This is a genomic window from Streptomyces sp. NPDC017225 (genome assembly GCF_044331465.1).
In the GTDB taxonomy this organism is placed as follows: Bacteria; Actinomycetota; Actinomycetes; order Streptomycetales; family Streptomycetaceae; genus Streptomyces.
Window position 1 is genome coordinate 59,167 of the sequence record NZ_JBIRNE010000005.1, and the last position, 19,582, is coordinate 78,748.

Here is a 19,582-nt window from a genome sequence, read left to right on the forward strand (position 1 = left end):
CACCTCCGGGTTCCGCTCACCACCGACGGCTTCGTGCTCAGCCGACGGTGACGGCGGGGGCCGTGATCTCCACCTCGTCGATGTCCTGATCCAGGAAGGCGGCCAGGTTCCCGGCCTCTTCCCCGACGGCCTCCCGCTCCCGGGAGGAGAGGGGCCGCAGGGGCGTCACGCGGAGCCGTCGTTCGTGCGTGGTCCAGGTGGCGGCGACGCGTCCGTCGACGAGTACGGCGCGCAGGCCCGCGACGGACAGGCCGAGGTGGGCGTCGTCGATGACGCGGCCGCGGTCGTGGTAGCCGAGGATCGCGTTGTCGAAGGCGGGGAGGAACCGGACGGGGGCGGGCGTGTCCGGGGACGGGCGTGGCGCGTCGGGCAGGTCGAGCAGTTTCCGGCCGCGTTCGTCGCGGAAGACGACCAGCTCGTCCCGGAGGGCCTCGACCGCGGCGGGCAGGCCGGCCAGGCCGCTCCAGGCGCGGATGTCCGCGGTGGCGGCGGGCCCGTAGGCGGCGAGGTAACGGCGCACGAGCCGCTGTCCGACCGGGTCGTCGGCGCCGTCGGGCAGCGGGGCGGGATCGCGTCCGAGCCAGGTGGCCAGGGGCAGGTTCCGTACGCCTGCCTTCTTCTGCCACAGCCCGCGCGGGGGAAGCTGGGCCATCGGGACGAGGGCGGCGACGAGGAGTTCGCCCAGGGCGCGGCGCGGTGGGCCGGGCCGGCGGTCCTGGACCTCTCGTACCAGCTCGGTCATCGTGCGGGGCCGGTGGTCGGCCATGACCGCCCGGCCGGCCGCGGCGACTTCGCCGAGGTCGATGCCGGCGAGTTCGCGCCGGTAGGTGGCCAGCACGCGCTGGCGCAGCATGGCGTCGTGTCGGGACCGCCAGGCGAGTGCGTCGTCACCGGTGACCAGGTGGACGGTGCGGCGCATCAGGTGGGTGCGTACGACGTGCCGGTCCGTCAGTGCCCGGTCGAGCCGGTCGGGCGTGAAGGCGTGCAGTCTCGACCACAGTCCGGTGAAGGGCTCCTGCGGTTCCTGGGCCTGCAGGCCGCACAGATGTGCCACCGCCTCCCGGACCGGCGTGCCGGTGCGTTCGAGCAGGTACTGGCGGGCGAGGGTGGCGCGGTTGAGAGCGCGTGCGCTGAGGACGGTCATGGCCCCTTACCGGTGGGTCGGACGGGTCGGGGAGGGGATCAGCCGTTGTACGGGGCCGTCACGTCCAGTACCCAGGTCACGCCGAAACGGTCGGTGAGCATGCCGTACAGCGGGGCCCACTGCGACGGCGCCAGAGGCTGCACCACCGTCGACCCCTCCGCCAGCTTCTGCCAGAGGGCACCGATCTCCTCCGGGTCGTCACCGCGCACGGAGACGAAGAACGAGCTGTCGCCCTGCTCCCAGGGCAGGTGGGAGGGCACGTCGTACGCCATGACGTGGAAGCCGTCGGCGTTCGCGACCTCGCCCCACACCACCCAGTCCGCTTCGTTCTCGTTGGGCACGTTGCCCGTGTCCTTGTAGGTGACGGCGGTGACGCGACCGCCGAAGACGGACCCGTAGTGGTCCAGCGCCGCGCGTGCGTCGCCCCGGAAGTTCAGGTGGGTGGTGGTCGTGACGGACATGGTCGTCTCCTTGTTCTCCGTCGGCCCGCCTGCTCTCGGCGGCTCGTGGGCCCACCGTTCCAGGGATAGCGGACAGGTTGTGTCCTGTACCGCGGGCACACTGGCCGGCATGCGGAAGACGTCCTCGCGGTTGCTGTCACTGCTCTCCCTGCTCCAGACGCACCGCGACTGGTCCGGTGACGACCTCGCCGAGCGGCTCGACATCACCCCGCGCACCGTGCGCCGCGACATCGGCCGCCTGCGGGAACTCGGCTACCCGGTCCGTGCTTTCAAGGGCCCCTCCGGCGGCTACCGCCTGGACGCCGGCTCGCAGTTGCCCCCGCTGCTGTTCGACGACGGCCAGGCCGTCGCCCTGGCGCTGGCCCTCCAGTGCGCGGTCGCCGACGGCCCGATCGGCGAGGACGCCGCACGGGCCCTGGCCACCGTCCGCCAGGTCATGCCGCCCCGCCTGCGCCGGCGGATCGACACGCTCCGGGTCACCGCGGTCCCGTCACCCGGGACCGGCGACACGTCCCCGGCCGGCACACGGCTCCTCATGGAGCTGAGCCGCGTCGTCCACGCCCGCGAGGAACTGCGCTTCGACTACGGGAGCGACTCCGCCGGCCCGGACCGGCGGCCCCGGCGGACGCAGCCGCACCGCCTCGTCAGCTGGCGGGGTCACTGGTATCTGATCGCCTGGGACCTGGACCGTGACGACTGGCGCACCTTCCGTGTCGACCGCGTACGTCCCCGCATCCCCACCGGCCCGCGCTTCACCCCGCGCGACCTTCCCGGCGAGGACGTGGCCGCGTTCGTCACCGGCCGCTTCCGGGGCACCGACGGCTCCACCGCCGACTGGCCCTGCCGTGGAGAGGTCCTCCTCGACCTCCCCGCGCGGAGCGTGGCGCCCTTCGCGCAGGACGGGGTCGTCGAAGAACTCGGCCCGGACCGATGTCGCCTGACGCTCGGTTCCTGGTCGTGGACCGGTCTGGCCGCCGCGGTCTGCCGCTTCGACACCGGCATCGAGGTCGTCGGCCCGCCACAACTGACCAGCGCCTTCGCGGAACTCGCCGCGCGCTGCGCCGACGCCGCGGGCACGACCGGGACGCCATAGGGCTTCCCCGGGCCTCGTGAGTCTCCCGAGCCTCCTGAAGGCTCCCGCGGGAACGCGCGGCCGGCCACGGTGGGCGCCGGTCCGGTCGGTGTGCGGGTGAACAGCCGCACGCCCGGTTCCCGCGCCGGACCGCGGGCCTGCTGGGACACCGACGGCCGGCTCTCAGTGCGCGAACACCGCGCTGGCCAGGGCCACGTGGACGGCTGTGCCGCCGAGGATGCTCAGCAGGGCGTTGCGCCGCCACAGGTGGAGGCCGACGGTCACGGCCAGGGCGGCCGGCGGGGCCACGGCGCGCGGCTGGGTGACCGGCAGCTCACGCAGGCAGTAGACGACCAGGATCACCATCACGCCGGCGGGCATGCGGGTGCTGAGGTACCGCACGGTGGGGCTGGCCCGCAGTGGGGCCAGGGCGGCGAACGGCAGGGCGCGCAGGGCCCAGGTGACGCCGGCGGCGACGAGGATCGCGGCGACGGCGTAGCCGGTGTCAGACATGGGTGGGCTTCCTGCCGGTGGCGAGGTGGCGGGCCAGGAGCCCGGCGGTGAAGAGGGCGAACGCGGCGAGGAGCATCTGGCCGGGAAAGAGCAGCCGGGCGGCCAGGGCACACAGGAGGGCGAGGACCGGGGTGGGCAGGTCGCCGCGCAGGCCGCGGACGGCGTCCAGGGCGAGAACGGTGAACAGGGCGGTCAGGGCGAAGTCCAGGCCGGTGACGCCGTCGGGGACGAGGGAACCGGCCAGGGCCCCGGCGGTGGCGCTCGCCGCCCAGTACAGGTGCATGTAGAACTGCAGCCACAGGATGCGCGCGCTCGGCCAGGTGCGGGCCTGCTCGGTGGCGGTCAGGGCGTACGCCTCGTCGGTGAGCGCGGTCGATGGCCACCCGCGCCCCGGTGCCTTCCTCCGCCATCGTCCGGCAGGCCGCGAGGAAGCGCTCGGCGCGCGCCGGTTCGGTCCACGGCGGGGAGTCCCAGTAGCGCATCACGTAGGTGCTGCTGTGGAGCGCGAAGAGGAGGTCCGCGTCGGCGTCGGTGAAGGGGCGCAGTCGCAGGCGCTCGGTCCGCAGTACGGGAGTGGCCAGAGTCATGCGCCCCATCTTGCCTCCGGGTGAAGGGGGTTGGAACACCGACCGGGACCCGGAGGTCCCGGTGGACCCGGTCAGGCGGCGGTGTGCTGGTAGGTCGGGTAGGTGAGGTATCCGGCGTCGCCGCCCTGGTAAAAGGTGTTCTCGTCGACGGGTGCGAGGGGCAGGCCGGAGCGCAGGCGTTCGACCAGGTCGGGGTTGGCGAGGAAGCCGCGGCCGAAGGCGATCAGGTCGGCGCCCAGGTCCAGCCAGTGGTCGGCTTCCGTCCTCCCGGTCTGCTTCGGGCCGCCGGGCACGGTGGGGTTGACGATCAGGGTGCCGGGCCAGGTCTCGCGCAGGCGCAGGAGTATGTCCTCGTCGGTGGTGGCCTCCAGGTGGACGTATGCCAGGTCGAAGCGGGCCAGTTCCGTCAGCAGAGCGGTGTTCAGCTCGGCCGCGTCGTCCTCGGTCACCCCCCAGATGCCGCCGCCCGGCGACAGGCGGATGCCGGTGCGGGCCGCGCCCACGGACTCGACGGTGGCGGCGACCGTCTCGACGGCGAAGCGGATCCGGTTGGTGATCGAGCCGCCGTAGCGGTCGTCGCGCAGGTTGGCGTTGGACGACAGGAACTGGGAGATCAGGTAGCCGTTGGCGCCGTGCAGTTCGACGCCGTCGAAGCCCGCGTCGACGGCGCGGGGGGCGGCGTCGACGTGGGACCGGATGTGCTCGGGGATCTCGTGGGTCTCCAGGGCCCGCGGTACGGGTGCCGGCTGCGGGCCGCTCGGGGTGAACACGTTGCCCTCGCCGGGCACGGCCGACGGTCCGACCGGCTGGAGGCCGGTGGTCTCGTGGTGCGAGATCCGGCCGCCGTGCATGATCTGGGCGAAGACGCGTCCGCCGTTGGTGTGGACCGCGTCGGTCACCTGCCGCCAGGAGTCCGCCTGCTCGTCGGTGTGCAGGCCGGGCGTGCCCGGGTTGGACTGTCCGACGAGGCTGGGCTGGACGCCTTCCGTGATGATCAGTCCGGCCGTGGCGCGCTGTGCGTAGTAGGTGGCCATGGAGGGCGTGGCCAGACCGCCGGCGGCGGCCCGGACGCGGCTCATGGGGGCCATGACGGTCCGGTTGGGCAACGTCCAGGGGCTGTACGCGGCCAACCTCTCCAGCGGCACCATCGCCGAACTCATGCCGTGCCGCGACACCCCGAGCAAGCACAACTCCGACGCCACGCTGGAACGGATGGCCCGCGAACACGAGCGCATCACGGCGCAGATCGACGACCTCCAGCGGGCCCGGGACACCCTCGACAGCATGGTGGCCGTGGCCCGGTCCCACCGCGAGACCCTGCCGCCCCCGGCCCCCGCCGCGGACGAACCGGCGGTGAGCCGGGACTCCTCCGTGCGTCAGGCACGGGTGGGCCGGACCGGCGGCCCCTGAGCGGGCGGCCGACCGCGGCCCGGCGGCCCGTCGGCCCGCGTCGAGCGCCGGGCGCCCGTGCGTCCGCCGGTCCGGGGTCGCCGTGCGTCCGGTCTGGAGTGGCCGTGCGGCTGTCGGCCTGAGGCGCCCGTGCCTCCGCCGGTCCGGGGCGGCCGTGCCTCCGCCGGTCCGGGGTGGCCGAGCCTCGGCCGATCCGGGCCGGCGGAGGCCGACGAGTCCGTCGGGCGGCCTCCGCTCAGAGCAGGGCTTCGACGGTGATGGGCAGTTCGCGCACGCGGCGGCCGGTGGCGTGGAAGACGGCGTTGCCGATGGCGGGTGCCACGCCGACGGCGACGACCTCGCCGAGGCCCTTGACGCCGATGGGGGCGGCATCGAGGTCCTCCCCGTTGTCGAGGTAGACCGCCCGCAGGTCGGGGACGTCGGCGTTGACGGGAACGAGGTAGTCGGCCAGGCCGGCGTTGACGATCCGGCCGTCGCGGTGGTCGGTGACCGTGTGCTCCAGCAGGCTCTGGCCGATGCCTCCGACCATGGCGCCCAGGGCCTGGCTCTCGGCGAGCTTGGGGCTGATGATGCGCCCCGCGTCGTAGACGCCGAGCATCCGCCGGATCCGCGCCAGGCCCAGACGGGCGTCGACGGCGACCTCGGCGAACGTCGCCCCGAAGGCGTACAGGGAGGACCGCGCCGGTCCCGAGGGCGGGGTGAAGGAGCCGAGGGCCTCCAGGTGGCCGCGGCCGTTGCGGGCCAGGAGCTGCCCGTAGGTCTCCGTGCGCGCCGGGTTGCCACGTACCCGCAGCCGGCCGCCGAGGACGACGACGTCGTCGGCGTCGACGCCGTACAGGGGCGAGCCCTCGTCCTCGACGGCCAGCGCGATCGCCTGCCGCCGCAGCTCGTCGCAACCGCCCTGGACGGCGGAGCCGACGCTGGCCATGGTGAGGGAGCCGGCGTGGGGCGGGGAGGGCGGCATGAGGGAGTCGCCCAGCCGGAAGGTCACCTTGCGCATGCTCAGGCCGAGCGCGTCCGCGGCGAGCTGGGTCATCGAGGTGTAGGTGCCGGGGCCCATGTCACTGGACGCGGACTCCACCAGGGCCGTGCCGTCGGCATCCAGCCTGACCCGGGCCTGAGCCCCGAGCCGCAGGGTGTCGTAGCAGCCGACGGCCACGCCGGTACCGATCAGCCAGTCGCCGTCGCGGGTGGAGCGCGGCGCGGCGTCGCGCCGGTCCCAGCCGAACCGGTCGGCGCCCACCCGGAGGCACTCGCGCAGCCGCCGGGTGGAGAACGGCAGCCCGTTGGAGGGGTCCTCCCGCGGCTCGTTGCGCAGCCGCAGCTCGATCGGGTCGATGCCCAGTTCGTGGGCGAGTTCGTCCAGGGCCGACTCGATGGCGAACGCGGCGGTCGCGTAGCCGGGGCCGCGCATGTAGGTCGGCGTGTTCACGTCCAGCGGCACGGTCCGGTACGCCTGGCGGACGTGGGGCGTGGCGTAGAGCATCCGGCCCGCGGTCACCGTGCTCTCCAGGAACTGCTCGTACGCGGACGTCTCGGCCCTTATGCCGTGGACCATCGCGGCCAGCCTCCCGCTCCGGTCGCTGCCCAGGCGCAGCGTGTACTCGTAGGCGGGCCGGTAGCCGACCCCGTAGTACAGCTGCTCGCGGGTCAGTACGAGCTTCACCGGGCGCCCGGTCTCGCGGGCGGCGAGGGCCGCGATGGCGGAGTGCGGCCAGACCCGCACGGAGTTGCCGAACGCGCCGCCGACGAAGGGCGAGATGACACGCACCGATTCCGGCGGGATGCCGAACACGGCGGCGAGTTCGCCCTGCGCCCCCTGCACCCACTGGGTCTTCTCCCAGACGGTGAGCCTGTCGCCGTCCCAGCGGGCGATGGTGGCGTGCGGCTCCATGGCGTTGTGGTGGATGCGGCCGAGCCGGTAGGCCGGCTCCAGCCGCACGTCCGCGGCGGCCAGCGCCTCCTCCGGATCGCCGCGCTCGTAGTCCTGCCGCGGCAGGGGGTCGTTGACCGGGAGGCCGGGCGCCGTCAGGTCGGTCGAGGGCTTCTCCGCCCTGTACGAGACCTTCACCCGGTCGGCGGCGTGCTGCGCGGCCTCCAGCGTCCGGGCCACGACCACGGCGACGGGCTGCCCGAAGAAGCGGACCCGGTCGTCCTGGAAGACGTGCAGCCGTTCGCCGACCGGTGGGTCCATGGCCGCCCCGGGATTGTCGCGGTACGCCAGCGTGGGCGCGTTGAGATGACTGATCACCCCCAGGACACCGGGCTGGGCGAGGGCGGCGCGGGTGTCGACGGCGGTGATGCGGCCGAGGGCGACGGTGCTGTCCACGACGACCGCGTGGACCACGCCCCTGACGTCGTGGTCGGCGGTGTAGTCGGCCCTGCCGGTGACCTTCAGCCGCCCGTCCACCCGGGAGAGCGGTGCCCCGACGGCTGCCTGCGGCTGGCGGCTCACCTGGTACCTCCCACGACGCGGAGCTGGCGTTCGACGGTGCGTGTGAGCAGTTCGGTCTTGAAGCGGTTGTGCTCCAGCGGGCGGGCTCCCTCGGCCGCCCGCCCGGCGGCCTCGGTCCACAGGGCGTTCGAGGGCCGTTCGCCGACGAGGTGCCGCTCGACGGCGGGGAGTCTCCACGGGACGGTGCCGACGCCACCGGCGGCGACCCTCGCCTCCCGGATCACCCCGCGGCGGACGTGCAGAGCGACGGCCGCGGAGGTGAGGGCGAACTCGTACGACTGCCGGTCGCGGACCTTCAGGTAGCCCGATCCGAGCGGGCGGGGATGGGCCGGGATCTCCACTGCCGTGATCAGTTCGCCCGGCCGGAGGGCGTGCTCGCGGTCGGGGGTGCTGCCGGGCCGCAGGAGGAAGTCGGCGAGACGCACGCCGCGCTCGCTCCCGTCCGGGCCGAGCAGGCTCACGGTCGCCTCCAGGGCCGTGAAGGCCACGGCGACGTCGGAGGGGTGGGTGGCCACGCAGTGGCCGGAGGTGCCGAGGATGGCGTGCGTACGGTTGAAGCCGTCCCGTGCCGCGCATCCCGAGCCGGGGGCGCGCTTGTTGCACGCGGCGCTCACGTCGCGGAAGTACGTGCAACGGGTGCGCTGCATGATGTTGCCGCCGATGGTGGCCATGTTCCGCAGCTGCGGGGAGGCGCTGAGCTCCAGTGCCTGCGAGACGACGGGGTAGGCGGTGCGCACCTCGGGGTGGGCGGCGGCCTCGGCCATCCGCACCAGGGCGCCGATGCGCAGTCCGCCGTCTTCGGTGCCGGTGATCCCGCGCAGCGGCAGGTCGCCGATGTCGACCAGCGTGCGGGGGCGCTCGACGGTCTCGCGCATCAGGTCGACCAGGGTGGTGCCGCCGGCGACGTACCGGCCGCCGCGCCGCCCGGCGGCCAGCGCGCTTCGGGTGTCGGACGCCCTGGTGTAGGAGAAGGGGTGCATGGTGGCCGGACCTCAATTCCCGTGTGCGGTCTGCTGAAGCGCCTTGACGATCTTGACGTAGCAGCCGCAGCGGCAGATGTTGCCGCTCATCCACTCCCGGATCTCCTCCGCGGAGCCGCTGTGGCCTTCCCGGATGCATCCGATGCCGGACATGATCTGGCCGGAGGTGCAGAAGCCGCACTGGAAGGCGTCCTGCTCGATGAACGCGTGCTGCAGCGGGTGAAGTTCGTCGTCCGGGCCCGGTGCCAGGCCCTCGATGGTGGTGACCTCGGCGCCTTCCAGGCGTATCGCCAGCGTCAGACACGCGTTGACGCGGCGGCCGTCGACCAGGACCGTGCACGCCCCGCAGGCACCGGCGTCACAGCCCTTCTTGGAGCCGGTCAGACCGAGATGCTCGCGCAGCAGGTCCAGCAGCGAGGTCCGGTTGTCGATCGTGACGGTGTGCCGCTCGCCGTTGACCGTCAGCGAGAGCCGACCGCCGGGCGGCCCGTCGGCGACAGCCGGTGCCGCGCCGAACGCGGGCGTGCCCGCGGCCAGGCCTCCGACGGCGACGGCACTCCCCACCGCGGTGGTCGTCGCGATGAACGTGCGCCGGGACGGCGGTAACTCGTCGGAGGGAGGAGCGGTGGGCTCGGTGGGCTCGGTGGGCTCGGTGCGCTCGGGGGGCTCAGTGGACATGTGTGCGCCTTCGGCTCGGCGATGGGGTGATGGCGGGCCGTGCGGGGGCGGGCACGCGGACCGAGTGCGCGTCGGCCTGGCCCATGGGCTGCCACTTGGTGCCCTACTCTCAGTAGCTGCCTTCCTGGCAGTTAATGCCATACGGGCGGCTCCTGTCCAGGGGCGATAGCCTGATGTCCATGACGACCTTGTGGGATCGCTCGCGACAAGTCGCCGTCGAGGCGATCTTGGAAACGGCGCTTCGCCTGTTCGCCGAGCAGGGTTACGAGCAGACGACGATCGCGCAGATCGCCCGGGAGGCGGGGATCTCGCAGCGTTCCCTGTTCCGCTACTTCGGTACCAAGGAGGACATGGTCTGCGGGGATCAGGACGCGCTGGGCGAACTGCTGACGCGGACCGTCGAGCAGCAGCCCGCCGAGGTCTCCCCGTGGGACGCCCTGCGCGCCGGCTTCGAGCTCCTCCTGACCGCCAACCACACTCCCGAGCAGGCGTTGGAGCTCTCCCGTCTCATCTTCGACACCCCCGCCCTGCACGCCCGCTACCTCGAGAAACGACTGCGCTGGCAGGCCGCGCTCGTCCCGGTCGTCCAGGCGCGGCTGGGGACCGCCCCCGGCCCGGCCCCCGACCCGCGTGCCAAGGCGATCATCGCGACGGTCTTCGCCTGTGCCGACACGGCGACCGAGCTGTTCGTCAGACACGACGGACAGCTCGACCTGGCAGACCTCTACGACCAGTGCCTCGCGGCGGTGCGGGGCTCCGGCTGAGGCACGCGTCCGGCAGGCACGGCGACGACCCGTGCCGGACGGCGCCGACGCCCCGGACGAGGCGCCCGGACGAGGCGACCGGGCGTGGTGGCCGCGCCGGGGACGTGCGCGGGGCGATCGGGTTCTCCTGCTTCGGCGTCCTGGTCCACTCGCCGTCGCCAACGCCTCCGCCTGGACCCTTGTGCCGGCCGTCGGTGTCAACCGCCTACGGGGTCTGGCGCGCGCGATGGCCCGCACGCACGTCGTGACCGGGCGCAGGACAGCCGGTCACCCGGCCATCCGGTCGCCCGGTCGCCCGGTCGCCCGGTCGAAGAGACCATCCGCTCCCGCGGGCAGGAGGCCACGGTGACCAGGGTCAGGTGCGCAGGTGGGAGGCGCCGTTGAGGTCGACGATGGTGCCGGAGGCCCATGCGGCGGCCGGGGACGCGAGGAAATGCACGGTGGCGGCGATCTCCTCCGGGGTGCCGACCCGCCCGAACGGGCTCTCCGCGCGTAGGCGCTCGCCCTCGGGGCCGGACAGCTTCGCCGTCTGCCGTTCGGTGGCCACGAACCCGGGCGCGACCGAGGTGACCGCGATGCCGTGCGGGGCCAGTGCCACGGCCAGTGACTGGCCGAGGGCGTGCAGCGCCGCCTTGGTCGCCCCGTAGGCGGGGAAATCCGGTTCTCCCCGGAACGCGCCGCGCGAGCCGACGTTCACGATCGCACCGCCGGAGCCCCGATCGACGAGGTGACGGGCCGTAGCCCAGCACAAGTCGGCCGCGCCCAGGAGGTTGACGTCCACCATCCGCCGCCAGACCTGCTGCCAGTGTGCCAGCGGGGCCTCGGTGATCGGGTGCCGGGTGTCCGCCGCGGGTGCCACGGCCGCGTTGTTCACCAGCACGTTCACCGTGCCGAGCGCGGCCACCGCCTCGGCCACGACCCGCTCGGCCGCGCCGGGCTCGCCCAGGTCGGCCTGGAGCAGTGTGTGTCCGGTGCCGGGCAGTTCCCGCAGGGTTTGTTCGGCGTCCGCACGGCGACCGACGTACTGCACCGCGACCCGGTCGCCGCCGGCCGCGAAGGCCGTCGCGACGGCGCGGCCGATACCCCGAGATCCTCCGGTGACCAGCACGCCCCTCATCGGGCGAACACCATCGACTCGTCACGGAAGGACTTGAACTCCAGGGCGTTGCCCGCGGGGTCACGGAAGAACATGGTCCACTGCTCACCGGGCTCGCCGGGGAAGCGCAGGTGCGGCTCGATGTCGAACCTCACCCCGGCGGCCCGCAGCCGCTCGGCGAACCGGTGGAAGTGCTGTTCCTCCAGCAGCAGCCCGAAGTGCGGGATCGGCACCCGGTGCTGCCCCACCACGCTGGTACCGGCCGGCTGCGGCGCGACCGCCACCAGGTGGGTCACCAACTGGTGGCCTTCGAGGTCCCAGTCCACCCAGTGGTCGGTGCTGCGCCCCTCGGGCAGGCCCAGTACCTGTCCGTAGAAGCTACGGGCGGCCACCAGGTCGTCGACCGGAACGGCCAGGTGAACAGCGGGTCGGTGAGACATCGGGATCCCTCCGTCGAGCTCGGCGTCCGAGCAGCGTGACCGACACGATGTCGCAATGTCAACATTGGGACACTGTGCGCCGAGCCCCGCCTTCGGACCTGGACTGGTCTCCCCGCTTGTCCGGATGTCAACATTGGGTCCATGTCATCTGCACTGCCGAAGGCAGCCCGGCGCGGGCTGGCTGACGAGGCCGCCGACCTGGTGCGCGCGGCCATCCTCTCCGGCCATTTCCCGCCCGGAGCCGCACTGCGCGAAGTGGAGCTGGCCGAACGCCTCGGGGTCAGCCGCGGCTCGGTCCGGGAAGGGCTGGCCCGGCTGGAGCGGGAAGGGCTGGTACGCGGGGGCTGGCACCGCGGTACCACCGTCATCGAGGTGACGGCCGAGGACGTCCAGGAGGTCTACGCGCTCCGGGCCGCACTGGACCGCCTGGCCGCGACCACCGCCCGGCGAGCCGCGACCGCGGAGCACCTGATCGGGCTGGATCGGCTGGTGGACGAGATGGCGACCGAGATCGCCGGTGGCAGCGACGCACACCGACTGGTGGCACTGGACATCGCCTTCCACGACCAGATCTACGGTGCCGCCGGAAACGGCAGGCTCACCACCGCGTGGCAGGCCATCCGCTCCCAGCTGCACCTGTTCCAGCTGCGCCGCGTCGACGCGGCCTACGACCACTACCGTGCGCGCGTGCTCGACGAGCACCGGGAACTTGCCGCTCTCCTGCGTTCGGGCGACAGCCGGACACTGGCACGCCGGGCCGAGGAACATGTGGACTCCGCCCGGCGCAGCCTGCTGGCCGGCTTGCCGGCCCCTGACGTGACGGCAAGCGCCGAGACGCGGAATCTCTCATAAGCGTGCGTGCGGCACCCCGTGATGTGGTGAGGGGTGACACCCGAGCCCTCGAGCCCTTGCGCACGCCGCGATCACCCCGCCACCGCGTCGGACCGGCCGAGCGGTGACGGGGCGGCCATTCGTACGTCGGCCACTTTGCTGCACCACCCTGCTCAGCGCAGCCGACACGGGCGGAGAGAGCCCTCCTTGGCCCATGTGCACGCGTCAGAAGACGAACGGCCCCGGGCTCTGCGGTGAGATGGCGTCGCAGTGCACCGTGACGCCCCCGATCGTGCTCGTGATCGACGTGAACTGCAGCGCCTCACCCGGGGTGACGGCGCCCGTCACCGGGCCGGAGGCGTAGGGCTGGCCTATCAAGGTCCAGGCCGGGTTGGCCTTCCCGCTCAAGGTGACCTCCTTGCCGCTCGCGGTGGACAGCGTCATCGTCGTCTGGAGCGAGTTGGCCGGGGTGGAGTGGGACGCCCACACAACGGGTGTCGAGAAGGAGACGGTCGCCACTCTGCCGTTGTGCTGGGCCTGGAGCGTGGCCGTGCCCGTACCCCAGTACCCGCACTTCACCTGGACGGTTGCGGTGGTGGGGGCGGCGGCCGAGGCCGGGGGCGCCACGGCCAGCGCGCCCATCGCCATGGCTGCCGCGCCTGCCGTGCCGCTGACGAAGGTGCTGATCTTCATGTAGCTGCCTTCCTGTGGTGGCTTGCGGCCTGCCGCGTCGTACTCGATCCACCCCCCCGCGTCGGCGCGATCGGTACCCATCGGGTCCGGCGCCGCGGCGCAAGGGAGACGCTGCCGTGGGTGGGGGGACACTGGCCGGGGTCGACCCGTATCGGGTGCTTCGGGGCCGGCACGCCCGTGCGGATGCCCCAGGCGAACGGGCAGGTCGGTCGGCAGACCAGGGACTAGTAATTGACGTTTGAAGTATATGGAGCGAGCGGGCGCCGTAAGGGGCTACTTCGGGCCAACCTGGTCCTGGTCCGGCCGGGCGGGCCTGCCGGCCCGGCCCCGCACCAGGCAGTACGGCTGGTGCGGGGCCTCATGCAGCCGGGGGCTGAAGTCCTGCCACCCGTGCAGCAATTGGACGAGGCGGGGCGCTGACCTGGGGAATATCAGGGAAGAACGAACTGACCTACGAAAGCAGGTCTCCGTAGTTCTCACCGGTCAACGCTGATTTCCAGGCTCATTTGCCCTGGATGTGCCCTCGCGCTGTCGCTAAGCCTCCGCGACCACCGGCGTGCCGGTCAGTTCGACCCCCGCTCGCCGGAGTTCGTCGCGGGCCTGCTCGATCGTGTCGTGGTGCACGCCGGCGGTCAGGTCCAGCAGGACTCGGGTGGTGAATCCCGCTGCGGTGGCGTCCAGGGCGGTGGCCTTCACGCAGTGGTCGGTGGCGATTCCGACGACGTCCACGGCGGTGACGCCCTGTTCCCGCAGCCATGCGGTCATCCCCGTCCCGTCTTCGGCGGCGCCTTCGAAACCGCTGTAGGCAGCCTCGTAAGCCCCCTTGTAGAAGACGGCATCGAGGGCTCCGGCGTGTACGGCGGGGAGGAAGTCCGGGTGGAAGTCGGAGCCTTGGGTGCCTGCCACGCAGTGCACGGGCCAGGACGTCCTGAAGTCGGGGGTGTCGGAGAAGTGGTCCCCGGGGTCGATGTGGTGGTCGCGGGTTGCCACGACGTGCTGGTACCCGGCCTCCGCCGCGCGCTCGACCAGGTCACGCACCTTCACGGCGATCTCGGCGCCACCTGCCACGGCGACGCTGCCGCCCTCGCAGAAGTCGTTCTGCACGTCCACCACGATCAGTGCTCGTTGCATGTTCCTGTCCTTCGGTTCGGCGTTCACGTCGTTCACGTCGTTCACGGATCTAGTGCTCGCCTTCGGCTTCGGGCCGCGGCGTCTCGTAGACGTAGGCGAGGGCGGTGTCCAAGAGGTGGCGCAGCTGGGCCGGTGTCGGGGCGACGGCGGTGGCGATGAGGGCCTGGGGGCCGGCGAGAGGGGTCAGTACGGCGTGTCCCTCTGCCGGGTCGTCGCCGATGACGTGCGGCTTCTGGGGCATGCCCAGCGTCGTGTCGATCAGGAGGAGCTGCCCGGTCGCCCGGTGGGGTCCGAGGACGGCGGGGCCGTCCCACGCCGGCGCCGGGAAGCCGTAGGCGGTGTGCTGGTCGAGGAGCGGTCGTCCGCCGCGGCGTACGGTCAGGTGGGTGGTGAGGTGGCCCGGCGCCTCCCCCGAGCGGCCCAGAAGCTGTTCCTCCCGCATGAGCAGGCGGGAGGTGGGGGCGAGATCGACGGCGAACGTCTGGTGCAGGGTGCTGCCCCGGGTACTGATCAGGGGCTCGGGCAGCCAGTGCAGGGACGCGTCGTCGTCCACCCTGATCCGTACGTCGTACGTCGCCGGTGCGGTGGTGGGGCCGCGCAGGGCGATGGTGGCGGCTGCGCCGGTCACCTCCAGCCGGGCGCGTGTCTCGGCGGTGATGTCGAGGGCGAGCCGGTCTCCGCCGAGCGGCGCGCTCATCGCGCCGAGTACGCAGACACGCGCCTGCTCTCCGTGGGCCCGTAGCCGGCGCAGGTGGAAGGGACCGTCGCTGTGGAGGAGGGGGACCGTCGTGGCGCGGCCGTTGTGGGCGGCCCGGATGCGGGCGGTGGCGGTGACTCCGGACGGGTGTGCCGGGGAGGGTTCGGCGGAGCGCCGGCCGTGCGCTCCACCATCGGCGCGGAGGGATGCGCCGGCCGGCGAAGCGAACACGGCCGGTGTCCGCGCGGTGGTGACGTTCACCGGGTGGATCCGTCGGCGCGCCAGGCGGCGAGGCAGCCGGTGACCCAGTCGGCGACCGGCTGGACGCCGTCGGTGCTGGTGAGGCTGGTGAAGGCGTACGGCAGGTCCCCCCGCTGCTTGCGGGTGTCGGCCCTCATGGTGTCCAGGTCGACGCCGACGTAGGGGGCCAGGTCGGTCTTGTTGACCACGAGGAGGTCGGCGGTGGTGATGCCGGGGCCGCCCTTGCGGGGGATGTCGTCGCCGCTGGCCACGTCGATGACGAAGACCTGGGTGTCGACGAGTCCGCGGGAGAAGGTGGCGGTGAGGTTGTCTCCGCCGGACTCGATGAGGACCAGGTCGAGCGGGTGCAGGGTCTGTTCGAGTTCCTCGACGGCTTCGAGGTTGGCGGAGATGTCGTCACGGATGGCGGTGTGCGGGCAGGCTCCGGTCTCCACGGCGGTGATCCGCTCGGGTGGCAGGACGGCCTCGCGACGCAGGAAGGCGGCGTCCTCCTGGGTGTAGATGTCGTTGGTGACCACGGCGATGGAGAGCCGGTCGCGCAGGGTGCGGCACAGCGCGGCGACGGTCGCGGTCTTGCCCGAGCCGACGGGTCCGCCGAAGCCGACGCGCAGGGCGCGGCGGCTGCCGTCGGCGAGCAGTGGTTCGGCACTGTGGGTGTGGCGGTGCGGCATGGTCACGGGGTGGTCGAGATGCACGGGATGCTCCAGGCAACTGTCAGGGCTGTTCAGGAGGCGAAGAGTCGGACGGTCCAGGCGGCGTGCTGCTCACTGGTGATGTCCAGCAGGGGAGCGGAGGCGGCGGGAAGGGCGGTGAGCCCCTCCGTCACCGTCCGCCCCGCCGCGTCGGCCGCGGTGTCGGCGACGGTGTCGAGTTCGTCGGCGAGCCGTGCCAGTACGCCGGTGGCGTCGAACGGGTCGAGGCTCAGCAGGCGCACCGCGGCGGTCGCCGGACCGCCGACGCTCTCGTAGGCGGCGGCCTGTGCGGCGTCGAGTGAAGTGAGTCCGGCGGCGCGTGCGGTGACGCCGAGCACGACCGGCTGGTGGGCGCCCTGGGGCCGGTGGCGGGCGAGGTTGTCGAGGTCGGTGCTGGGCCAGGTGGCCCGGGCCGCGCGCATCAGTTGCCGGCCCAGGCGGCGTGAGACGTGGCGCAGTGCCGGTACGGGGGTGCGGGTGTCGGCGGCCTCGTCCAGGGCGAGGGCGTCGTGGCCGTCGGCGGCGGCTGCGGCGAGGCCGGCCGCGACCAGTCCGGCGGTGTGCAGCCGCCCCCGGCAGAACGCCTCCAGGCTTGCGGCGTCGTGGACCCGGCCGGAGGCGACGGCGGCCTCCATGCCGCCGGAATGGGCGTGCCCGCCGGCGGGGAAGCGGCCGTCGGCCAGGACGAGCAGGGCAGTGCGGCTCATGGGGCGGCAAGACCGCCTTTCGCGGGGAGGTGCCGGAGTCGGTCGCGCGGGCGCGACCGGCCCCCCGGCCGTGGTGGTCAGAAGCCGTGGTGGTCAGGATCAGAAGCTGTGGTGGTCAGAAGAGGAAGTACCGCTGTGCCAGGGGCAGCTCGGTGGCGTAGTTGCGTCCGACTTCCTGCCCGTCGACCGTGGTACGGACGTCGGAGGTGGTGGCCCCGCCGATGGTGACGTCGAAGGTGTCGGGATCGATGTCGATCTTCGGAACGCCGTTGTTGTGGACCATGTCGGCCTTGGTGACCTCCCGGGTGGAGCGGATCGCGCGCAGGGGCTTGAGCAGCCCGATCTCGGCGAGTTCACCATCCAAGGCGGCTTCGGCCACGAAGTTGAAGGAGTTCGCCGCCGGGGCGCGGCCCTCGAAGCCCCAGACGGGGCGCGGGAGGTAGGGCTGCGGGGTGGGGATGGAGGCGTTGGCGTCGCCGATCTGGGCGTAGGAGATCTGGCCGCCCTTGATGACCATGTGCGGCTTGACGCCGAAGAACTTCGGCTCCCACAGCACCAGGTCGGCGAGTTTGCCGGTCTCGACGGAGCCGACCTCGTGGTCGATGCCGTGGGTGATGGCCGGGTTGATCGTGTACTTGGCGACGTAGCGGCGGGCACGGAAGTTGTCCGCGTGCGCGTCGTCCTCGCGCAGGTGGCCGTAACGGGACTTCATGACGTGCGCCGTCTGCCAGGTCCGCATGATCATCTCGCCGATGCGGCCCATGGCCTGGGCGTCGGAGGACATCATCGAGATGGCGCCCATGTCGTGCAGCAGATCCTCGGCGGCCATGGTGGAGGGCCGGATCCGGGAGTCGGCGAACGCCATGTCCGCCTCGACCTCCGGATTGAGGTGGTGGCACACGATCATCATGTCGACGTGCTCCTTGACGGTGTTGACCGTGAAGGGCCGGGTCGGGTTCGTCGACGCGGGCAGCACGTTGGGTTTGCCGGCGAGGCTGATCATGTCGGGGGCGTGGCCACCGCCGGCGCCCTCGATGTGGAAGATGTGCAGGCTGCGGTACTTGGCCTTCTTGGACTTGCGGTCTTTCCTGGTCGCGGCGAAGGTGCTCTGCACGAAGCCGGCCTCGTTCAGCGAGTCGGCGTGCAGGGCCACCTGGACGCCGGTCTCCTCGCACACCGTCAGCGCGGCGTCGATCACCGCCGGGGTGGCACCCCAGTCCTCGTGGATCTTCAAGCCGAGCGCTCCGGCCGCGATCTGGTCGTGCAGAGCCTTCTTCGAGACGGTGCTGCCCTTGGCGAGCAGGCCGATGTTCACCGGGAAGGCGTCCAGCGCCTCGAAGGTCCGCTGGATGTGCCACTTGCCCGGCGTCACGGTGGTGGCCGTGCTGCCCTCGGCCGGGCCGGTTCCGCCACCGATCAGTGTCGTCACGCCCGACGCCACCGCCTCGTGGATCTGGTTCGGGCAGAGGAAGTGCACGTGGGTGTCGACGCCGCCCGCGGTCAGGATGCGTCCCTTGCCGGAGATCACCTCCGTCTCGGGACCCACGACGAAGTCCGAGGCGCGCGGGTCGTCGTTGGGACGCGGCGTCATGGTCTCCGGGTTGTACGCTTTGCCGATGGCCCGGACACGGCCGTCGCGCAGTCCGACGTCCGCCTTGACCACACCCCAGTGATCCAGGATCAGGGCACCGGTGATCACGGTGTCCACCGGTTCGCGGGGATCGTCGCGAGGGATGTGCGACTGGCCCATCGACTCACGGATCACCTTGCCGCCGCCGAAGACCATCTCGTCGCCGCTGCGCCCCGGCCCACCGCACCAGTCCGCTTCGATGCGCAGGACGAGATTGGTGTCGGCCAGCCGGATCCGGTCGCCGGCGGTCGGACCGTACAGGTCGGCGTACCGGGAGCGCAGCAGCGGGTCCCAGGGCTTGTCCTTCTCAGTCCTGTCCGGCATCGAGGTGCTTCTCCTCTTCGCTCTTGTCGGCCTGGAGCCCGTGGACGATCCGCTCGCCGGCGATCGGCACGAGCATCACGGTGCGCTTGTCACCGGGCTCGAACCGTTCGGACGTGCCGGACGGAACGTGCAGCCGCATGCCGTGGGCCGCCTCGCGACGGAACTTGAGTCCCTCGTTGGCCTCGGCGAAGTGGAAGTGGGATCCCACCTGGACCGGACGGTCCTTGGGGTTGCGCACAACCAGTGGTACGGGCGTCGCGCCGTCGTTGAAGGCGACCCGGTGTTCGTCCTCGTCCGGCAACAGTTCCGGCTTGCCGGGATGCACGTCCACCTTGGTGGACGCCTCGTCGAACGGCCTGCTGATGGTCACCAGCTTCGTGCCGTCCGGGAACGTCGCCTCGACCTGGACGTTGTCGACCATCTCAGGCACGCCGTCCATGACCTCGCCGCGCTGCAGCACATGGCGCCCGGACTCCATCACCGCGTCGACCGTCGCCCCGGCCCGCGCCTCCTCGAAGACATGCGCCGTCAACAGCGCCATGACCTCGGGATAGTTCAGCAGCAGACCGCGCTCACGGCGTCGCTGGGCGACATCGGCCGCCACGTGGATCATCAGACGTTCCTGCTCATGCGGAGTCAGATGCACGCTGGTCCCCCTCTCCTGTTCGTCGCTTCACCCGCGCGGCAAGGACCACCAGAGGAAACTGAGAAGCCGCTCGTCGCGCCTGCCGCAGACCGATCCTGAGAGAGGGAAGGAATCAATGGGCAGGGAAACGGCCCGGTCGACCCTGATGGAGTGAACCGGAATCACAGCGCGCGTACGGGGCGCGACGCCCGCGCGCGGGACGAGGAACCGCGGGAGGCTTCCGTGAGTACGCCTCGCCCATGCCGTCCGCTCGGCGCGAGCGGACGGTGAAGGGCGGCGGGGCGGCCTGCTGACCTGACGCGCCCACACGCCGGTCCCGGGTGGCGCTACCGACATCGGCGTCGCCGCCGACGGCACCCTATGGCACCTC

General features: G+C 72.3%; 21 protein-coding genes and 1 pseudogene. 4 read left to right on the forward strand and 18 right to left on the reverse strand.

Annotated elements, in window-relative coordinates:
* Positions 1-37: 37 nt before the first annotated feature.
* Positions 38-1,144, reverse strand: coding sequence for a winged helix DNA-binding domain-containing protein (locus ACH4NX_RS13675; protein WP_351389971.1), 1,107 nt, complete (start codon positions 1,142-1,144; stop codon positions 38-40).
* Positions 1,145-1,182: 38 nt separating this feature from the next.
* On the reverse strand, positions 1,183-1,605 hold the full coding sequence (locus ACH4NX_RS13680; RefSeq protein ID WP_351389969.1) for a VOC family protein: 423 nt from the start codon (positions 1,603-1,605) through the stop codon (positions 1,183-1,185).
* A 109-nt stretch (positions 1,606-1,714) separates the two neighbouring features.
* Here ACH4NX_RS13680 and ACH4NX_RS13685 point away from each other — a divergent pair, with 109 nt between their 5' ends.
* Positions 1,715-2,698 carry a helix-turn-helix transcriptional regulator gene (locus tag ACH4NX_RS13685; protein ID WP_398129667.1) on the forward strand — a complete coding sequence of 328 codons (984 nt, stop codon included), beginning with the start codon at positions 1,715-1,717 and terminating at the stop codon, positions 2,696-2,698.
* 162 nt (positions 2,699-2,860) lie between these two features.
* Here ACH4NX_RS13685 and ACH4NX_RS13690 read toward each other — a convergent pair whose 3' ends face one another.
* The 4 genes and pseudogenes from ACH4NX_RS13690 to ACH4NX_RS13705 form a co-directional block, all read right to left on the reverse strand.
* Positions 2,861-3,190, reverse strand: a complete 330-nt coding sequence (locus ACH4NX_RS13690) for a branched-chain amino acid transporter permease (RefSeq protein WP_398129666.1) — start codon at positions 3,188-3,190, stop codon at positions 2,861-2,863.
* The gene (locus ACH4NX_RS13695; protein WP_398129665.1) at positions 3,183-3,473 is read right to left on the reverse strand and encodes a hypothetical protein; all 291 of its coding nucleotides are present in this window, start codon (positions 3,471-3,473) and stop codon (positions 3,183-3,185) included. Before ACH4NX_RS13695 ends, ACH4NX_RS13690 begins: the two co-directional genes overlap by 8 nt.
* An 85-nt stretch (positions 3,474-3,558) precedes the next feature.
* Positions 3,559-3,777 (reverse strand): annotated as a pseudogene (locus ACH4NX_RS13700) (GNAT family N-acetyltransferase); the annotation flags it as partial.
* Between the two features lie 71 nt (positions 3,778-3,848).
* Entirely contained in the window at positions 3,849-4,925 is a 1,077-nt protein-coding gene (locus ACH4NX_RS13705) for an alkene reductase (RefSeq protein ID WP_398129696.1), read from the reverse strand.
* Between ACH4NX_RS13705 and ACH4NX_RS13710 the strand changes: the two genes are divergently transcribed.
* Positions 4,864-5,187, forward strand: coding sequence for a hypothetical protein (locus ACH4NX_RS13710; RefSeq protein WP_398129699.1), 324 nt, complete (start codon positions 4,864-4,866; stop codon positions 5,185-5,187). The genes ACH4NX_RS13705 and ACH4NX_RS13710 overlap by 62 nt on opposite strands.
* A gap of 235 nt (positions 5,188-5,422) precedes the next feature.
* Here the strand turns inward: ACH4NX_RS13710 and ACH4NX_RS13715 are convergent, their stop codons facing one another.
* From ACH4NX_RS13715 to ACH4NX_RS13725, 3 genes are read right to left on the reverse strand one after another with little or no spacing between them, the layout of a single operon-like run.
* The gene (locus ACH4NX_RS13715) at positions 5,423-7,642 is read right to left on the reverse strand and encodes a xanthine dehydrogenase family protein molybdopterin-binding subunit (protein ID WP_351389953.1); all 2,220 of its coding nucleotides are present in this window, start codon (positions 7,640-7,642) and stop codon (positions 5,423-5,425) included.
* Positions 7,639-8,622 (reverse strand): xanthine dehydrogenase family protein subunit M, encoded by a 984-nt coding sequence (locus ACH4NX_RS13720; protein WP_351389951.1) that lies wholly within the window; start codon positions 8,620-8,622, stop codon positions 7,639-7,641. The genes ACH4NX_RS13715 and ACH4NX_RS13720 overlap by 4 nt, the downstream gene beginning before the upstream one ends.
* A gap of 12 nt (positions 8,623-8,634) precedes the next feature.
* Positions 8,635-9,300 (reverse strand): 2Fe-2S iron-sulfur cluster-binding protein, encoded by a 666-nt coding sequence (locus tag ACH4NX_RS13725; RefSeq protein ID WP_398129664.1) that lies wholly within the window; start codon positions 9,298-9,300, stop codon positions 8,635-8,637.
* A gap of 179 nt (positions 9,301-9,479) precedes the next feature.
* Here ACH4NX_RS13725 and ACH4NX_RS13730 point away from each other — a divergent pair, with 179 nt between their 5' ends.
* Complete coding sequence (locus ACH4NX_RS13730; protein ID WP_351389946.1) at positions 9,480-10,064, forward strand: TetR family transcriptional regulator; 585 nt, start codon at positions 9,480-9,482, stop codon at positions 10,062-10,064.
* Between the two features lie 355 nt (positions 10,065-10,419).
* Here the strand turns inward: ACH4NX_RS13730 and ACH4NX_RS13735 are convergent, their stop codons facing one another.
* A complete protein-coding gene (locus ACH4NX_RS13735) occupies positions 10,420-11,181 on the reverse strand; it encodes an SDR family oxidoreductase (RefSeq protein WP_351389944.1) in 762 nt (253 codons plus the stop codon).
* The gene (locus tag ACH4NX_RS13740) at positions 11,178-11,600 is read right to left on the reverse strand and encodes a VOC family protein (RefSeq protein ID WP_351389941.1); all 423 of its coding nucleotides are present in this window, start codon (positions 11,598-11,600) and stop codon (positions 11,178-11,180) included. The genes ACH4NX_RS13735 and ACH4NX_RS13740 overlap by 4 nt, the downstream gene beginning before the upstream one ends.
* 141 nt (positions 11,601-11,741) lie before the next feature.
* On the opposite strand from ACH4NX_RS13740, the gene ACH4NX_RS13745 reads away from it, so the two are divergent.
* Complete coding sequence (locus tag ACH4NX_RS13745; protein WP_351389939.1) at positions 11,742-12,452, forward strand: GntR family transcriptional regulator; 711 nt, start codon at positions 11,742-11,744, stop codon at positions 12,450-12,452.
* A 204-nt stretch (positions 12,453-12,656) separates the two neighbouring features.
* Here ACH4NX_RS13745 and ACH4NX_RS13750 read toward each other — a convergent pair whose 3' ends face one another.
* The 7 genes from ACH4NX_RS13750 to ACH4NX_RS13780 all read right to left on the reverse strand — a co-directional run bounded on the left by ACH4NX_RS13750 (position 12,657) and on the right by ACH4NX_RS13780 (position 19,212).
* A complete protein-coding gene (locus ACH4NX_RS13750) occupies positions 12,657-13,124 on the reverse strand; it encodes a hypothetical protein (protein WP_398129663.1) in 468 nt (155 codons plus the stop codon).
* Positions 13,125-13,658: 534 nt separating this feature from the next.
* Positions 13,659-14,255, reverse strand: a complete 597-nt coding sequence (locus ACH4NX_RS13755; protein ID WP_351389934.1) for an isochorismatase family protein — start codon at positions 14,253-14,255, stop codon at positions 13,659-13,661.
* A 49-nt stretch (positions 14,256-14,304) separates the two neighbouring features.
* Positions 14,305-15,213, reverse strand: a complete 909-nt coding sequence (locus ACH4NX_RS13760; protein ID WP_398129662.1) for an urease accessory protein UreD — start codon at positions 15,211-15,213, stop codon at positions 14,305-14,307.
* Positions 15,210-15,908, reverse strand: coding sequence for an urease accessory protein UreG (ureG, locus tag ACH4NX_RS13765; protein WP_351389928.1), 699 nt, complete (start codon positions 15,906-15,908; stop codon positions 15,210-15,212). The genes ACH4NX_RS13760 and ureG overlap by 4 nt, the downstream gene beginning before the upstream one ends.
* 29 nt (positions 15,909-15,937) lie before the next feature.
* A complete protein-coding gene (locus ACH4NX_RS13770) occupies positions 15,938-16,612 on the reverse strand; it encodes an urease accessory UreF family protein (RefSeq protein ID WP_351389925.1) in 675 nt (224 codons plus the stop codon).
* A 115-nt stretch (positions 16,613-16,727) separates the two neighbouring features.
* Positions 16,728-18,566, reverse strand: coding sequence for an urease subunit alpha (locus ACH4NX_RS13775; RefSeq protein ID WP_398129661.1), 1,839 nt, complete (start codon positions 18,564-18,566; stop codon positions 16,728-16,730).
* Positions 18,550-19,212 (reverse strand): urease subunit gamma, encoded by a 663-nt coding sequence (locus ACH4NX_RS13780; RefSeq protein ID WP_351389920.1) that lies wholly within the window; start codon positions 19,210-19,212, stop codon positions 18,550-18,552. The genes ACH4NX_RS13775 and ACH4NX_RS13780 overlap by 17 nt, the downstream gene beginning before the upstream one ends.
* Between the last annotated feature and the right edge of the window lie 370 nt (positions 19,213-19,582).

Coding starts and splice junctions, on each gene's coding strand:
- ACH4NX_RS13750 (WP_398129663.1), bottom strand. CDS start 13,124: ATGAAGATCAGCACCTTCGTCAGCGGCACGGCAGGCGCGGCAGCCATG.
- ACH4NX_RS13690 (WP_398129666.1), bottom strand. CDS start 3,190: ATGTCTGACACCGGCTACGCCGTCGCCGCGATCCTCGTCGCCGCCGGC.
- ACH4NX_RS13705 (WP_398129696.1), bottom strand. CDS start 4,925: ATGGTGCCGCTGGAGAGGTTGGCCGCGTACAGCCCCTGGACGTTGCCC.
- ACH4NX_RS13680 (WP_351389969.1), bottom strand. CDS start 1,605: ATGTCCGTCACGACCACCACCCACCTGAACTTCCGGGGCGACGCACGC.
- ACH4NX_RS13725 (WP_398129664.1), bottom strand. CDS start 9,300: ATGTCCACTGAGCCCCCCGAGCGCACCGAGCCCACCGAGCCCACCGAG.
- ACH4NX_RS13675 (WP_351389971.1), bottom strand. CDS start 1,144: ATGACCGTCCTCAGCGCACGCGCTCTCAACCGCGCCACCCTCGCCCGC.
- ACH4NX_RS13730 (WP_351389946.1), top strand. CDS start 9,480: ATGACGACCTTGTGGGATCGCTCGCGACAAGTCGCCGTCGAGGCGATC.
- ACH4NX_RS13745 (WP_351389939.1), top strand. CDS start 11,742: ATGTCATCTGCACTGCCGAAGGCAGCCCGGCGCGGGCTGGCTGACGAG.
- ACH4NX_RS13685 (WP_398129667.1), top strand. CDS start 1,715: ATGCGGAAGACGTCCTCGCGGTTGCTGTCACTGCTCTCCCTGCTCCAG.
- ACH4NX_RS13775 (WP_398129661.1), bottom strand. CDS start 18,566: ATGCCGGACAGGACTGAGAAGGACAAGCCCTGGGACCCGCTGCTGCGC.
- ACH4NX_RS13755 (WP_351389934.1), bottom strand. CDS start 14,255: ATGCAACGAGCACTGATCGTGGTGGACGTGCAGAACGACTTCTGCGAG.
- ACH4NX_RS13710 (WP_398129699.1), top strand. CDS start 4,864: ATGACGGTCCGGTTGGGCAACGTCCAGGGGCTGTACGCGGCCAACCTC.
- ACH4NX_RS13770 (WP_351389925.1), bottom strand. CDS start 16,612: ATGAGCCGCACTGCCCTGCTCGTCCTGGCCGACGGCCGCTTCCCCGCC.
- ACH4NX_RS13735 (WP_351389944.1), bottom strand. CDS start 11,181: ATGAGGGGCGTGCTGGTCACCGGAGGATCTCGGGGTATCGGCCGCGCC.
- ACH4NX_RS13720 (WP_351389951.1), bottom strand. CDS start 8,622: ATGCACCCCTTCTCCTACACCAGGGCGTCCGACACCCGAAGCGCGCTG.
- ACH4NX_RS13695 (WP_398129665.1), bottom strand. CDS start 3,473: ATGCACCTGTACTGGGCGGCGAGCGCCACCGCCGGGGCCCTGGCCGGT.
- ACH4NX_RS13740 (WP_351389941.1), bottom strand. CDS start 11,600: ATGTCTCACCGACCCGCTGTTCACCTGGCCGTTCCGGTCGACGACCTG.